General features: G+C 49.7%; 12 protein-coding genes. 3 read left to right on the top strand and 9 right to left on the bottom strand.

What is annotated here, in order from left to right:
- The first annotated feature begins 281 nt into the window (after positions 1-281).
- Positions 282-2,453 carry a B12-binding domain-containing radical SAM protein gene (locus G459_RS0115925; protein WP_026968532.1) on the top strand — a complete coding sequence of 724 codons (2,172 nt, stop codon included), beginning with the start codon at positions 282-284 and terminating at the stop codon, positions 2,451-2,453.
- Positions 2,454-2,679: 226 nt separating this feature from the next.
- The gene (locus G459_RS0115915; RefSeq protein WP_026968531.1) at positions 2,680-3,375 is read left to right on the top strand and encodes an SIMPL domain-containing protein; all 696 of its coding nucleotides are present in this window, start codon (positions 2,680-2,682) and stop codon (positions 3,373-3,375) included.
- A 157-nt stretch (positions 3,376-3,532) separates the two neighbouring features.
- Here G459_RS0115915 and G459_RS0115910 read toward each other — a convergent pair whose 3' ends face one another.
- The gene (locus G459_RS0115910; RefSeq protein WP_026968530.1) at positions 3,533-5,512 is read right to left on the bottom strand and encodes a tetratricopeptide repeat-containing sensor histidine kinase; all 1,980 of its coding nucleotides are present in this window, start codon (positions 5,510-5,512) and stop codon (positions 3,533-3,535) included.
- A gap of 141 nt (positions 5,513-5,653) precedes the next feature.
- Positions 5,654-6,226 (bottom strand): Pycsar system effector family protein, encoded by a 573-nt coding sequence (locus G459_RS0115900; protein WP_026968529.1) that lies wholly within the window; start codon positions 6,224-6,226, stop codon positions 5,654-5,656.
- 224 nt (positions 6,227-6,450) lie between these two features.
- On the opposite strand from G459_RS0115900, the gene G459_RS0115895 reads away from it, so the two are divergent.
- Positions 6,451-7,713, top strand: a complete 1,263-nt coding sequence (locus G459_RS0115895; RefSeq protein ID WP_026968528.1) for a hypothetical protein — start codon at positions 6,451-6,453, stop codon at positions 7,711-7,713.
- 13 nt (positions 7,714-7,726) lie between these two features.
- On the opposite strand, the gene G459_RS0115890 is transcribed toward G459_RS0115895, so the two are convergent.
- From G459_RS0115890 to G459_RS0115860, 7 genes are all read right to left on the bottom strand, one after another.
- Positions 7,727-9,325 (bottom strand): ATP-dependent DNA ligase, encoded by a 1,599-nt coding sequence (locus G459_RS0115890; RefSeq protein WP_026968527.1) that lies wholly within the window; start codon positions 9,323-9,325, stop codon positions 7,727-7,729.
- Positions 9,322-10,347, bottom strand: coding sequence for a ligase-associated DNA damage response exonuclease (locus G459_RS0115885; protein ID WP_035456177.1), 1,026 nt, complete (start codon positions 10,345-10,347; stop codon positions 9,322-9,324). Before G459_RS0115885 ends, G459_RS0115890 begins: the two co-directional genes overlap by 4 nt.
- Before the next feature lie 124 nt (positions 10,348-10,471).
- Positions 10,472-11,791 carry a polysaccharide deacetylase family protein gene (locus tag G459_RS27730; protein WP_051315264.1) on the bottom strand — a complete coding sequence of 440 codons (1,320 nt, stop codon included), beginning with the start codon at positions 11,789-11,791 and terminating at the stop codon, positions 10,472-10,474.
- A gap of 176 nt (positions 11,792-11,967) precedes the next feature.
- A complete protein-coding gene (locus tag G459_RS0115875; RefSeq protein WP_026968525.1) occupies positions 11,968-12,294 on the bottom strand; it encodes a low molecular weight protein tyrosine phosphatase family protein in 327 nt (108 codons plus the stop codon).
- Positions 12,295-12,369: 75 nt separating this feature from the next.
- Positions 12,370-12,735 carry a VOC family protein gene (locus G459_RS0115870; protein ID WP_026968524.1) on the bottom strand — a complete coding sequence of 122 codons (366 nt, stop codon included), beginning with the start codon at positions 12,733-12,735 and terminating at the stop codon, positions 12,370-12,372.
- Positions 12,736-12,797: 62 nt separating this feature from the next.
- Positions 12,798-13,766 carry a Kelch repeat-containing protein gene (locus G459_RS0115865; protein WP_026968523.1) on the bottom strand — a complete coding sequence of 323 codons (969 nt, stop codon included), beginning with the start codon at positions 13,764-13,766 and terminating at the stop codon, positions 12,798-12,800.
- Between the two features lie 211 nt (positions 13,767-13,977).
- Positions 13,978-14,550: a YdeI/OmpD-associated family protein gene (locus G459_RS0115860; RefSeq protein ID WP_026968522.1), complete on the bottom strand. Its 573-nt coding sequence runs from the start codon at positions 14,548-14,550 to the stop codon at positions 13,978-13,980.
- Between the last annotated feature and the right edge of the window lie 26 nt (positions 14,551-14,576).

The following is a 14,576-nucleotide window of genomic DNA, read 5'->3' as shown; positions in this document are numbered from 1 at the left end:
GGAGCAAAGATCGTTTTTTTACTCGAGAGGAGATTGATTTTTCACCACTGATGCCACCGGGAAAATCGGAGAGAGCACAAAGATTTTCACCGCAGAGTCGCAAAGACTGCAGAGAGATTTTTTAGATTTTTCAACTACCCGTGTTTATTCTAGAGAATTAGCAGAGCACAGTCGACTGAGGTCTCAACACCCGACTGTTAACCAAACATAATCTTCCGCGCCCTCAGCGTCATTGCGGTGAATTATTTTTCCGACCTTTGGCCTGTTCAACTCCCAAGCCCTTGTCCACAAAAGTACTTTTTGTCACCCCGCCATTTACCCAGCTCAATACGCCCTATCCGGCGACGGCTTACCTGAAAGGTTTTTTGAACACCCTCCAGGTAGAGTCCAACCAAGCGGATTTGGGAATCGAGGTGATCCTGAAGCTTTTCTCCAAAAAAGGATTGACAAAGGTTTTTGAGATCGCTGGACAAAAGGTGGATGAACTCTCCGAGAACGCTGCCCGGATCCTGCGGATGAAAGCTGCCTACCTCCAGACCATCGGGACGGTGATTGATTTTCTTCAGGACAAAAATCCGACACTGGCTTACCACATTTCGGAAGGAGATTTTCTTCCCGAAGCGGGACGCTTTGAGCAGTTGGATGATATGGAATGGGCGTTTGGATCGCTGGGAGTTCGTGACAAAGCCCGATACCTGGCTACACTTTACCTCGAAGATATCGGCGACTTGATCACCGAGGCGGTGGATCCACATTTCGGATTTAGCCGCTATGCCGAGCGGCTGGGGATGTCAGCACTGAGTTTTGACGAGATGAAAGAGGCCCTGAACCAGCCTTTGAGCCTGATTGATTCGATTCTGCTGGAGACATTGGAGGAGAAAATCCAGACCTATCAGCCCGAATCAGTTGCTTTTTCGGTTCCCTTTCCCGGCAATCTCTACGGCGCGCTCAAGTGTGGACAATATTTGAAACAAAATCATCCGACAATAGCCCGCTGGATGGGTGGAGGCTACCCGAATACGGAACTTCGATCTCTGAAAGATCCGCGGGTTTTTGACTATGTCGACTTCATTACGCTGGACGACGGAGAAGCACCGGTTCGCTTGCTGTTGGAACATCTTGACGGGAAGATCCCTGTTTCCGAACTGAAGAGGACCTTTGTGAGGATCGATGGGCAGGTGAAGTTTTTGAATAATTCTGCGGTCAGGGATCTGCCTCAGAGGGAAGTCGGGACGCCGGACTACAGCGATCTTAGGCTGCGGGACTACCTCTCAGTGATCGAAGTAGCCAATCCGATGCATAGGCTGTGGAGCGATGGACGGTGGAATAAGTTAACTCTGGCCCACGGCTGCTATTGGGGAAAATGCACCTTCTGCGACATTTCGTTGGACTATATCGGCCGCTACGAACCGATCAACGCCACCATCTTGTGCGACCGGATCGAGGAGATCATGGCTCAGACCGGCACGAACGGATTTCATTTCGTGGACGAAGCTGCGCCGCCGGCCCTAATGCGCGACTTGGCGATCGAGATTTTGCGCCGCGGATTGGTGGTGGTCTGGTGGACGAATATCCGATTCGAAAGCAGCTTTACGGCTGACTTGTGTCGACTGCTTCGGGCGTCGGGCTGTATCGCGGTTTCAGGAGGACTTGAGGTTGCCTCTGACCGGCTTTTGGCGTTGATCAAGAAGGGCGTGACTGTGGCGCAGGTTGCCCAAGTGGCCAATCATTTTACCCAAGCGGGCATCATGGTTCACGCGTATCTGATGTACGGCTATCCGTCTCAGACCGCCCAGGAGACGTTGGATTCCATGGAGATGGTGAGGCAGCTTTTTGAAGCAGGTGTGCTGCAATCGGGTTTTTGGCACCGCTTTGCGATGACCGCGCACAGTCCGGTGGGCTTGGATCCGAAGGCTTTTGGTGTCAGGAGAACCGATCTTTCCGACGGATCTTTTGCCAACAACGAGCTGGACTTTGACGATCCTGTGGGAGTCGACCATGGGCTTTTTTCCGAAGGGCTGCGAAAGTCGCTCTTTAACTACATGCACGGAGTTGGATTTGAGATTCCGTTGAAAAACTGGTTTGAAACCAAAGTGCCGCCAACTTCGATCCCCAAGAAATACATCGAGAGGCAGATTCAGAGTGAGGTGGGACTGGCCTACAAGGATCAGAATCGCATCGTCTGGATCGGTTCCCAACCCGAACTGATGGAGACGGATCCGGAGCTTTGTGATGTGATATTTTCCGGGAAAAAGGAGGATTTTGCGATCGAACTACCGCTAGAGCTTGGAGAGTGGGTGTGCTGGTTGCTGGCGAAAGTCAGCTACGAAGAAAGCCTTAACACGCTGAAAACCATCCGCGAAAACTACGAGGCGGAACTTGGAGAGTTTGACGAAATGCTGGAATCCGAAGTTTGGGAAATCCTGCGGGAACATGGGTTATTGGTGTTTTAGACTTTCTGATTTTTGATCTGCGATTGCCGTGCGCAGCGCAGCTGCTAGCTCACTCGGGTAGTACGAACAATTCCTCCGAATTCAAGACCGTCCAACTTCCAACCTCAGACGTCCCCCTCTTTCTTAATTTTCCTAAATTCATTGAAGGAAAGTAGAGCTTTCTGTAGCATCTCTATTTTTGGTGCGTCTTTTGACAAAGTATTCATGGAATTAAACTAAAACCACAATGAAAAGACTCCTGACTTTAACTCTCGCATTAGCTTTGGCTTCACCGCTTTTTGCCCAGCAAATCCAACAAATCCCTCTGATCGAGGTCGAGGGCTATGCCGAAAAGAAGGTCGCTCCTGATGAAGCGATATTCTCAATCTCCCTCGAAGAAAAGGCGATGAAGGTCGACGATGCAGTCAATGTCCTGAACAAAAAGACCGAAAACCTAGCAGATGCCCTGAAAAAAGGAAGAATAAAAGACTACAAACTCGTAGCTGACAATTACTCTGTAGACGTTAACCGCATCTATCGTACAGGAACTCAAAAAGACAGCGGCTATGTGGCCCGTCAGAGCTTGCGCATTGTTACTTCTGCTACGAATGAGGACCTTCAGAAGATCGTGGACGCGATCCAAGGTGCCGGCGACATGAGCTATCATCTGGGTTTTGGTATATCAGAGGCGACTCGCAAATCTCTTGAAAACACGTTGCTGACGGAAGCTTTGAAGGATGCAGAAGCTAGAGCGAATCTGATCGGGACCACGCTGAATCTGAAAGGACTTCGGGTATTTAACGTGACTATGGAGCAAAACTTCAATCCTCAGCCGATGTACCGGGCTAATGCCAAAGTAGCAACGGCGGAGTCGGCCGATATGCTGGTGGAGACCGACGAGCAGTCTCTGACCAAGCGCGTATTTGTGAAGTACACTTATTAAAAAGGGATCTGATTTATTTTAGCAGGATTCTGGATAAACGACCGCGGGTGTTCTTACTCGCGGTTTTTTTGTGGATAGATGTTCTGCAACGCCGACCTGAGTGCGAACACGCTTTGTGGCAACAATCTCAGGTCTCGCCAACTTCAATGTTTGGATTTCAGCTTTCTGTTTTTCCCAACAGGATTCTGAACGTAGTCCCCGTTCCGACTTCGCTTTCGGCCAGTATTTTGGCACCGATACTCTCGGCAAACTCCCGGCTGAGCATCAGGCCGATGCCGGTTCCGGATTCGCCTTCGGTTCCCTTTTGCGAGCTTACCCGATCGGAAAATAGCTTGGATATCATCTCCTGAGGCATTCCTGTTCCGGTGTCCGTGATCCTTATTTCGCTGTCGGTGGGATAGTCCACGGTAATTTTTCCTTCGGAAGGGGTGAACTTGATCGCGTTCATCAGGATGTTTCTGACGATAAAACTCAACCGCTCCCTGTCGGAATTCACCATCATTCCTGTCTTGAATTCCTGGCTTAGATTTAGGTTTTTTTGGCTGGCCTGAGACTTTAGCAGGCTGGTGCTCTCTTCGACCAATGCGCCGAGATCAAACGTGGTCAGCTGGACCTTGTCAGAGCCCAGCTGGGAGTGCGCCCACATGAGGAGGTTGTTCAGCATTAGCGACAGCGAGTTCGTCTCTCTGGCAACCAGCGGCATTACCTCAAAAAGCTCCTCCTCAGAGAGGATTTTTTTATCCCAAAGCTGAATAATGCTGTGCAGCGAGGAAAAAGGCGCCCTGAGGTCGTGTGAGATCACCGAGAAAATTTTGTCCCGAAACCGGTTGGCCTCCGTCAACTCCAGATTGGTGGTGTGCAGCCGATCCGCTTGCTCGATGATCTGCGTGTTTTGGTTGGTCGCCAATAAGTGAGCCTCCTCCAGTTGGTTGTGCGCCAGTCTGAGCGCGCGGTGATTTCGCTTCTGAATCCAAAATAAAGCTCCCAGTACTGCCAACAGGATGCCTGTTCCTAGCAACAGTTCATTTCGCCGCTGGAGTGAGAGGTCAAGGTATTCTTGCTCTTGGATGAGACGCTGGTTTTCGAGTTCTTTTTTTTCTGACTCATATTGGATCAGGAGTTCTTCGCGGATTTTTTGACGGTTGTCGTTAAATACGGCTTTGTCGGCTTCATTCTTCACCACGAGGTAGTCGTAGGCTTTTTTGAAGTTATTTTGACCCAGGGCGGCTTCGATCAGATATTCGGAGCTTATGGAAATGTAAAAATGCGATCCGGCGACTTTGGCTGTGCGGTAGGCCTGTAGGGCGTATTCTTCCGCCAGCGCAAAGTTTTTTTCCGTCAGGTAGTAGTTGGAGAGTTCGTGGAGTACGGCCAGTTTGTTTTCGGTATCCTGACTCGCATCGGCGATGGAAAGTGCCCTGACGAGATAGCCCTTTGCCATCTCCCGATCGTCCAGGCTCAGCTGCGAGAGCTGGGTGAGCGTCTTCACCAGCCCGTTGTAGTCCTTGAGTTCTTCTTTGATGCGGAGCGACTCATGCAGGTAGTTGAGGGCTTCTTCGAGATCTTCTTTTTTCTGTGTTTGGGACCAAAGATCTTTGTAGTAATTGCCGAGGTTGTTGTAGATCATCGACTGGCCTCTCAGATTTTTGGTGGCAATGCCAAAGATGAGCGCGGTCTCATACATACCGGCCGCTTTGCCCATTTCTCCATTTCGGTAGTAGACGTTGCCGATGTTCAGGTTGGACTCCAGCATTCCCGTCGAGTCTTGAAGACTCTGGCGGATCTTGAGAGCTTTGAGGTGCGTTTTGAGAGCTTCTTCATAGTCTGAACTGATCAACTGAGCCACGCCCATGATGTTGAGGGCATTCCCTTTGATCTTCTCCAGTCCCAGGCGTTCGGCCAGTTGGATAGAGGTCTGGGCGTAAAGGATCGCTGTGTCCTGCTCGAAGCCGTAGTAGTGCTTTGCCAGATCAAGATAAAGCACAGCCTTGGTCGAGTCGCTTTCTGTGGTAGCGATCACGTTTCGGATACTGTCAGGAAAAGTTTGTGGGGATTGTAGGCCAGTCCAGAAGGATAGTAAAGCAAGCAGCATCAGGGCAATCGTCGGGTGGAAATTGGGGATGGAGTAAATATGCATTCTTCAACCCAAAATCCAAGTTTTGCCGGGTTTGAAATCTGCTGGTTATTTGGCAAAAGCGAGCGTTTTAATGCGATTATTCGGTTTAGGGCTCACCCAGGCTTTTTTTCCAGAGGAGAAATCCGAAGAAAGAAATCAGATCTATAGCACTACAAAGCCGACAAAGATCAAAATCCCGACGGTCAGGCCAAGCACGAATATTTCATAGGCCTTGCGGATGAGGCGGTATTTTTTATTTAAAACTTTTCCCTGATAGTAAAGCGAAATGGACATCTGATCCATGATTGAGGCTCTATTTCCGAGCAAGCGGTGAGTTTCGGCGAGGTAGTCATCCATGGTGTACTTGGCGCTTTCGCCGAAAAAAAGTAAGCTGGATTTGCCGATTTCTCCGGTTTTTTTGTCCGCTCCAATGATCGAAGGCTTAGCGGCCTGTACGGCCAGCATGGTAGAGGTCAGGATTATACTCAGAAATACGAGGACGGGGCCGATGGTATACAGCGAATCAATCTCGAGCCGCTGGGACACTGTACCGTAGCCCAAGACTGCGACCGTAGAGGAAATCACCAGCGAGTTGATCGTGATGATGATGTTGGCTTTGTTGTCTGCGATCTGGAGCAGATTGCAGTTGTTTTTGAAAGCGACTCGATAGAAGGTCTGCTTGTCACGCTGAGTTTTGTCTTTTTCTTTCGGTTTCTCAGGTAGCGGTGTTTCCATATTCTCGGATATTTCTTTGAATTTAAGCAATAATCCAAACTGCCCGTATTTTATCTCTCCTATCAATTTAGAAATAATTGGATTTTTTGGAGGCAGACTTCACCGCTTTGATTCGAAGTCACTTACAAGCTTCTCTTGAAGCAGAAGATCAATATTTTATTTTTAGTTGGTAAATCGAAAAAACTTTTTGATTTTCAGCTTTTCGGTTTCTAACATTCTCGTTCATGCATTCAGAATCACCTCGTTGGTCACTTTTTGGCCGTGTCGCTTTTCGGATCGTCTTTATCTACCTCCTTCTCAATTTCGCTCCGTTTGCAAAGTATTTGCCGGGGATATTCGCTCCGCTGACTATTTTCCTCAACGAGCATTTCTTTCACATCCGTCCCCAGCTAAACCAAATCGGAAACGGGTCAGGGGACACGAGTTTCGCATGGGCCTCAATTTTTACGTATATGCTCTTGGCTGTGACTGGTGGTTTGTTGTGGTCTGCAATAGACAGGAGAAAGGCAAATTACGTCGACTGGAATTACTGGCTCTGCCTCATCTTGCGGTACAGCCTCGCCGGGGTTTCTTTTTCCTATGGCATATCAAAAGTCTTTGCATTACAAATGCGTTTTCCTTCGATGAGCGAGTTGGCCACGCCACTCGGTGACTACTTGCCCATGCGTCTTTCTTGGATGTTTATTGGGTACAGCGAGCCATATCAGATCTTTTCAGGGATTGCTGAGGTATTGGTTGGGCTGCTGTTGCTTTGGAGAAGGACGGCACTTTTGGGTGCAATCCTGGCGGTGGGGGTCTTTGCCAACGTGGTCATGTTGAATTTCAGCTATGATATCCCGGTGAAGATCGATTCATTTCATTTACTGATTGTTAGTCTATTTCTCGTCTGGCAAGAGCGGGAGCGGCTTTTTGCTTTTTTTGTCCAAAACAAGGTCGCTTTACCGTCTTCCTTCTATGAAAAATCTTGGCCAAAAAAGTGGCAGAGATTCTTACGAATCGGTGTAAAGGTGCTTTTCTTTTTTCTCTATTTCGTTCAACATATCTATTACGACTACAACTCCTTTATCGAAAGGAAGACGAGCAGTACCATGATCGTGGGTCCTGTGGATCCGGGGTTTTACCATGTCGAGCTATTTGTGAACAACGGTGACACCATCCCGGAAAACATGGCGGACTCGCTGCGGTGGCGCGATCTAATCTTTGATTACAACGGGCAAGGAAGTCTCGCCGCCCATGACACCAGCCTGTTCATGAACTATGGCAGGGCCTATTTCATCTATCAGGCGGACAGTCTGGGAAAGGAGATGGTATGGAGGAGTCTGGGACGGCGTGCGGCGACATTTTCGATGGACTTTCCTTCAGAGGATCGAATGATTTTAAATGGTACCAAGGGCCAGGACTCGCTACATGTGGTGCTGCGAAAGCTAGAAAGGCACTTTCCCCTGGCCGAGCGGCAGTTTCACTGGATCAATGAATCGAGTCGCTGAGGCGTGCCGGCTATCACTTTGGAATCAATGCCTTCAGATCATCCAGCGTATTTGCGTCGGCTACTTTCTTGTCCCGGCGCCAGCGCAGGATCCTGGGAAACCGGACGGCCACGCCGCTTTTATGACGGTTGGATAGAGCAATCCCCTCAAAAGCCAGCTCAAACACCAGCGTTGGTTCTACGCTGCGGACGGGGCCAAACCGCTCCAGTGTCGTGCGCTTGATGATGTTGTCGACCTGTGCAAACTCCTGGTCGGTAAGGCCGGAATAGGCTTTGGCGAAGGTGACTAGCTCCTTTTCTCCTTTTTCGTTCAGATGCCAGAGTCCAAACGTGTAGTCGGTAAAGAGATTTGTTCGCCTGCCATGACCGCGCATCGCGTAGGTCAGCACTGCATCGATGGTGAGCGGATCGATCTTCCATTTCCACCAATCTCCCTTTTTGCGTCCCACCTGGTAGCTGGCTGATTTCTTTTTGAGCATCAATCCTTCGCTGCGCTTTTCTCTGGATCTTCCCCGCTCGGTGATCACCTCCTCCCAAGACGTGAAGTTCATCTGATGCGAAAGTTGGAGGACTGGATAGTTTGCTGCTTGGACCAAAGCCTCCAGCAGAATCCGACGTTCCCGATAGCTTTGGCTTCTGATGTCTTGGCCGTGAAACTCTAAGAGGTCATACGCTTTGAATATCACCGGGACTTTTGCCAGAACAGCCTTGCTGACATTTTTTCTGCCGATTCGGGTTTGTAGGTCGTTGAACAGGCCGACCTGGTCGTCGACAAAAGCCAATATCTCGCCGTCAATCACGGTTCCTTCGGGAAGAACATTGGCCAGTTCGGCGATTTCGGGATATTTTTCGGTGACAAGTTCCTCTCCGCGAGACCAGATGAATATCTCGTTTTTTCTAAAAATCACCTGCCCGCGTATCCCATCCCATTTATGCTCTGCTGCCCAATCTGAGATGTCGCCCAGTTCATGGATCTCGTTTTCGAGTGCATAGGCGAGATAAAAGGGGTAAGGTTTGGAGACATAGGCCTGTTCGTTTCTTCCAAAGACCAACTCCTCAAACGTGGTATCATTCGCGCTCCAGTTGCCCATCAAGCGGTAAGCGAGTTCGTCTTCTGGAACCGATGTGACCTGCGAAAGCGCCCTGGTCATCAACTTCTGACTGATCCCGATTCGGAAGGATCCCGTCAGAAGTTTGGTGAATACAAACCGGGAATAGTAGTCCAGCTGCATCCAAGTGTGCTGGACATATTCTTTTTTTTCGGGATCTGTTTTGGACTTCAGTTGGACGAGTTCACGGAGAATTGCGCTCAGAGACTTGTCGCTGGTATGTTCATCATTTGGGACGACGAGCGCGATCGACTCTGCCAGATCTCCGACGATGTGATAGCTCTCCTCAAAAAGCCAAAGGGGAATCTCCGCAAGTTCGGCAGCATAAGCCCGGAGCAAGGTGGTATTCACCGGACGCGGGGGCCGTCGATGGGATAGGATCGCGATCGTTGCCAGTTTGTCGCTTTCATCTGCTTGCGCAAAATACCCCGCCAAAGCAGCTACTTTCTGGCTGGTTTTATTAGTGGCATCCAGCTTTTCGATGAGTTCTGCAAATTTTCTCATGTCGACTGAGCGGGTTCAACTGTCGTGATTTCTTCCTTTTCGCCCTCGTAATCTGTATTTTCTACGCTCGCATCATATCCGAGTTCTCGCAGGTATCTGCTGAAGATATCGGTATAGCCGTGCGTGCAGATTACCCGGCTGGCTTCGCTGGCCTTGATACTTTGGAGAAGTCCCTGCCAATCGCAATGGTCGGACAGGACGAAGCCTTTGTCCGTCGCTCGCCGTGCCCTAGCTCCGCGAAAAGCCATCCAACCGCTGCAAGTGCCGGTTTCGAATGGCACCAGCTTTCGCATCCATGGGGTGCCGTGTGCACTCGGAGGTGCGATCACGACGCTTCCCCGGATATCGCTTGCGGGAGTGCTTGGGGTGATGAGGGTTGTCTTGGGCAGCTCCAACTGAGGACGAAGCACCTCAGTCATGTTTTCCACCGCGCCGTGGGTAAAGATTTGACCTATGGAAGTGTCGAGGTGCTTGAGGATTCGCTGGGCTTTACCCAGTGTATAGCCAAAAAGAACCGAGGTTTTGCCGTCTTCTTTGTTGCTTTGCCACCAAGAGTTGATTTCCTCAAAGACAAGCGCTTGTGGCTTCCACTTGAATGCAGGCAGGCCAAAGGTGCACTCGGTAATCATTGTGTGGCATTTGATCAACTCGTAGGGCGTGCAGACGCCGTCATTCTCTGTCTTATAATCTCCGGTGAAGACCCATACTTCGCCTTTGTATTCGACACGAACCTGGGAGGAGCCGATGATATGTCCTGCTGGGTGGAGAGTGAAGATGACTCCATTGATCTGGAAAGGCTCATTCCAGCCGATTCCTTGCACGTTGATCTCGCCTAGACGATGGCGGATGATGGGGATATTGCTGTGATGCGTCAGGTACTTGTTGTGTCCAAATCTGGCGTGATCGGAATGCCCATGCGTGATGATCGCGCGATTTACCGGCTTCCACGGATCGATGTAGACCTGAGCTTGCGGGCAGTAGATTCCTTTGGCGTCGAATATTAAAAGGTCTGATCGCTTCATTGACAAGTGATTGACTGAGTGCCGGCTGATTAAATCCAAGGCAGATTTTAATAGTATCAGACTATCATTTTCTTGCGCCTCAGCAATAAACTCACTCAGAAACTATCGAAGATCTTACGATTTTTCACGAACCTCTGTTCAGAGAAACGGCCTCGCTTCCAGGCTTTATCTCATAAGACACAAAAGCTCCCAGCTCATCCTGCTGAATTTCAAGCGAGCGGCTTTTGCCAGTTTGAGTCAATTGCACGGATGTCCAATCAGCCGGAATATAGGTTTTAAGCGTAAGAGGGACGGAGTAGACTCCCGGATCTAGAGTAGATGAAAGGCTGAGGTTGATAACGTCTTTTTCGACTTTGCTGCTGACTTGCGTGGCTTTTCTTTCCCGAAGATATTTGGTCACATCGCGGAAAGTGGCAACCCAAAGATCGGCTTCCTTGGCTTTCATGTAAGAGAAATATTCCACGAGTTCCGGACGGGTTTTAGGCTCCCAACCCAGATTTTCGACGCCGTGGATGACCAGTACCAGCCAGTTGTTGTCGTGCGTCATGACTGTGTCCACCCAAGCTTTCATCTGATGGATATCAATGCGGGTCACGGGACCGCGCTGCCACTGGACATACTCTTTGGTGGATTGGCCAGGAGTCATCTTGCTTCCCCGGTTGATCTCCTCCAGCCAGTCTTCCGGCATCCGGTTTCGCAGTGCAGGATAGACGGTGTGGGCGTATTCCATGACCCGTTCGTTCTCTGTGCCATAGGGTCCCTCAGCACTGAAGGTGGACTCGGGACCGATGAATTTCAGCAAGTCAGCTTTGCTCTGCTCCAGCTCATACATCAGGTTGACTTCATCCAAAGCCGCCAATCGGGGATGGGTGACCGTGTGGGAAGCGATCTCATGGCCTTGGGCGGAATAGGCCTTGTACTGCTCCCAAGTGGTGGTGTCTTCGACGTTGTTGTGAAAGACCACCTCATCGGTGTCTTTCATCGTTCCCTGACGGATTTTTGCGTAGCCTTCATCGATCAGCGCATGTGCTTCGGCTACTTTTCCCTGCTCAAAAAGTGAACCCGCACGCGCGTGATAGTCTTCAGCCTCGCTGGTGCCGGTAAAGGCAATCAAGGAAGCCCGCTCAAAGAAGTTACTCGAGTCGGTCTTGATCTTCGCTGTTTCGGAAATGATCTCCTGTGGATCTCTCCCGATGAATTTTCCTTTGCAGGAGCCTTCGACTTTTCCCGTGATAATGTAAAACGTCCCGGGAAGGCCCAAGCTGTCCATGATCGGTTTGGCGATGGTGAGTTGGTTGATGATGCCGTCGTCGTAGGTTATGGAGATTGCACCTTTTTTATTTCCCTGGAATTTGGTGATTTCGGTGTGACCGATCATTGGGTCGGCTGGCGTGCAAGCCAAAGCGGATAGGGCTAACAGAAGCAGGGCAAAAGCTGGTTTCATAATGGGCGTGATGATTCGATGCCTAAAATGCTGAAAAAGTGGCAGTAGCGTAAGACCGCTGATCAAGTTTTATGAGGATTGGAGGAGGTAAGTCGCCGCCGGACTTTGAAACTTGAAGGTACAGCTGCACTCAGTTGGAGGCTGCGTGTTGTGGGAGATACGCTTTTATTAAATCTTTAAATACTATCTAAATACGGCGACACGGAGGTTTGGATGCTCTCAACGAGCTCTTCGTCCATGAAGCGGTATTCGTCCGGTATATCAAGGACGACTATCGTTTTGCCGATCATATCCTCTGGAAATTTTTCAAGCAGCCGTTGCTTATGCCGTTTTTCCATCGCAAAAATCAAATCTGCCCATTCCAGCAATTTTCTGTTCACCTTGATCTTAGCAGAAGGTTCTGTCCCTGCCGATCTCACCTCGAGGCCATGTTTTCCCTTGTAGATAGCTTCTGCTGTAGGACTTCTCCAGATATTCCTGCTGCAAATAAAAAGTATGTTCATTGTTGGTTCGGCTATTCGGATAGCCTCCGATTTTTACGGAGCTATATGGAAAGAGGTCTGACTTTTAATTAGTTGTCAGGTGTTTAGGTTAAAGTGGGGATTGTAGATTAAGCCGATGACGTTTCCAAAAGGGTCTTTTACTGTCGCCGTCATTATCTCTCCGCCGACATTCTCGGGCTTTTCGTTTTCGGTTGCTCCCAGGTCAATGAGTCGATCATAGGCTTGCTGGACATCTTCTACGCCCCAATAAGAGACCACACTTTCGGCCTTATTTGTATTGGGAACCTCCTCGGGTTGGAGTCCCAATTCATACCCCGCAATGTTGAATCCCACATAGAAGGGCTCGTTGAAATAGGGATTTGTTTCAAATGCCGCTGCGTACCATTCGGTCGCTTTCTGAATATCTCCGACTTTGTAGATGGTTGTTCTTAGCCCTAACATGTTTATCTCTTACGCAATTTGTTTATAAGCAAAATGTAATCTTCGATTCGATCCTCTAGTCCTTATTTCTTCCACTCTATCACTTCCATTTCGCTGAGTTCTGGACCACCGCCGCGGTTGGCGGAGCCCGCTTGCACGTAGATCTTTCCATCGAGAAAGACGGTGCCGGTTCCGTGCCTTCCTTGGAGGAGGTTCGGCAGCTTACTCCAGGTGTTGGTGCGTGTGTCGAGTACTTCCACTTCGGAATGTGCGGGAACCTGCACGCCGCTTTCTCCATTCATCACTATCAGATAGGGGCCGATGCCCAGGTTGGAGTTTCCCGCCCGCTCAGTTGGGATTCCGGCATCGATGGTCGTCCAGGTTCCGGTTTTGAAGTCGTAAAAGTCCACTTCCTTGATCGTCGTGTCGATCACCCGGTTGATCTTGGCGTGGGAAGTTCGGCCACCGGCGAGGTAGAGGCGGTCTCCGACCATGGCTGCGCTCACATGATCTCTTGCTCTTGGGGCGTCCGCGAGCGTTGTCCATTTTCCTGTTTGGGGATCCAGCTCGTCAAACCAACCCACAAAACCGTCCCAGTGGCCATCCTGAATCCCGCAGACCAAGTAGATCTTGTCGTTTCTCACAAAACCCCCCGCAGAACCGCGCAGTCGATCTTTTGGAATTTCCGGACCTTCTCTCCATGTTTTGGTTTTGGGGTTGAAGATCAGCGCATTTGCGATCGGAGTTTCGTGCGGATAGCCGCCGGTGAAGGCGCCGATCACCCAGATTTCATGGTTGTAGGAGACTGCCTGGAAATGGCTGATCTCCATCGGCGCGTCGGCAACTTTTGTCCAAGTGTTGGTCTTGGGATCGTATTCTTCCACCGGCCTTTCGCTCCGTCCGCCGAGGGAGTACAGCTTACCATCACATTCTACAAAGGAATTTTCATGGCGCGGAGTCGCTTCGTTGGTGGCTTGGACGACCGTCCACGTCTCTTGGGAATATGCCTCAAGGCTAAAAAGTAAGAGAAAAGCGAAGAATAGATTTTTCATATGGTTACAATTTGATGGTTAGAGGGCACACGGAATCTCGCTTGTATCATGATCATTTCACAAAGTTATGCTCGATCTCGTGGGGGAGGATTGATTGACGGCAATAAGTTAGTAAAAGCAATCTGGACTAACTTCGAACCGAAATACAAATCCAGTCACATCGCGTCGCAGGATTAAAATACAGCCGTCGCGTCCTGCTATAGATTGTTGCTCAAAATTGCTTTGGTTTCTGGCGTTTGGATGCTAGCTCCGCGATTTCGTTGATGCGACTTTGTCGGGTTTCAGGTCGTTTTGCAAAGACGAGCCATGCCAGCATCATCTTCCGCACGGACTTGCTGAGGCTTTCGTAGAACTCCCTGGCTCCGGGGTTGGCGTTCAAAGCATCCGCAAAGTCCTGCGGCACGATCAGTTCTTCAACTTGATCCAAGATCGTCCAAGAGCCGTTTTGCTTGGCGATCTCGATACAATCCAATCCCGCCTGGGCCATGAATCCTGCTTCAATCAGCTTCGAGATCTTGTCCTTGTTGATCTTAGACCAAGTACTTTTTGCTTTGCGCTTGCTAAAAAACTGGTGGGAAGTCTCATGGTCTATCTTGATTTTTTTGCTGTCGATCCAGCCATAGCAAAGTGCAATGTCGACGGACTCGCTCCAGGTGAGGGAAGGTTTTTGCGAAGCTTTACTATAAAATACCACCCAAACCGAAGACTTGGCTATGTGGTACTGCTCTAGCCATGTTCGCCATTCGGCGGCATTTCTGGGGTAAAATACTTCGGCTTCTTGCATTTGGCTAAGGTGCAAAAAGTTCCGGA

This window comes from Algoriphagus terrigena DSM 22685 (genome assembly GCF_000429445.1).
GTDB lineage: Bacteria > Bacteroidota > Bacteroidia > Cytophagales > Cyclobacteriaceae > Algoriphagus > Algoriphagus terrigena.
Note: the sequence above shows the minus strand (reverse complement) of the source record. Positions and strands in the feature narration are given on the sequence as shown.

Bases quoted from the DNA above. Each gene is read 5' to 3' on its own strand.
- G459_RS0115915 (WP_026968531.1), top strand. From the start codon at position 2,680: ATGAAAAGACTCCTGACTTTAACTCTCGCATTAGCTTTGGCTTCACCG.
- G459_RS0115910 (WP_026968530.1), bottom strand. From the start codon at position 5,512: ATGCATATTTACTCCATCCCCAATTTCCACCCGACGATTGCCCTGATG.
- G459_RS0115900 (WP_026968529.1), bottom strand. From the start codon at position 6,226: ATGGAAACACCGCTACCTGAGAAACCGAAAGAAAAAGACAAAACTCAG.
- G459_RS0115895 (WP_026968528.1), top strand. From the start codon at position 6,451: ATGCATTCAGAATCACCTCGTTGGTCACTTTTTGGCCGTGTCGCTTTT.
- G459_RS0115890 (WP_026968527.1), bottom strand. From the start codon at position 9,325: ATGAGAAAATTTGCAGAACTCATCGAAAAGCTGGATGCCACTAATAAA.
- G459_RS0115885 (WP_035456177.1), bottom strand. From the start codon at position 10,347: ATGAAGCGATCAGACCTTTTAATATTCGACGCCAAAGGAATCTACTGC.
- G459_RS27730 (WP_051315264.1), bottom strand. From the start codon at position 11,791: ATGAAACCAGCTTTTGCCCTGCTTCTGTTAGCCCTATCCGCTTTGGCT.
- G459_RS0115875 (WP_026968525.1), bottom strand. From the start codon at position 12,294: ATGAACATACTTTTTATTTGCAGCAGGAATATCTGGAGAAGTCCTACA.
- G459_RS0115870 (WP_026968524.1), bottom strand. From the start codon at position 12,735: ATGTTAGGGCTAAGAACAACCATCTACAAAGTCGGAGATATTCAGAAA.
- G459_RS0115865 (WP_026968523.1), bottom strand. From the start codon at position 13,766: ATGAAAAATCTATTCTTCGCTTTTCTCTTACTTTTTAGCCTTGAGGCA.
- G459_RS0115860 (WP_026968522.1), bottom strand. From the start codon at position 14,550: ATGCAAGAAGCCGAAGTATTTTACCCCAGAAATGCCGCCGAATGGCGA.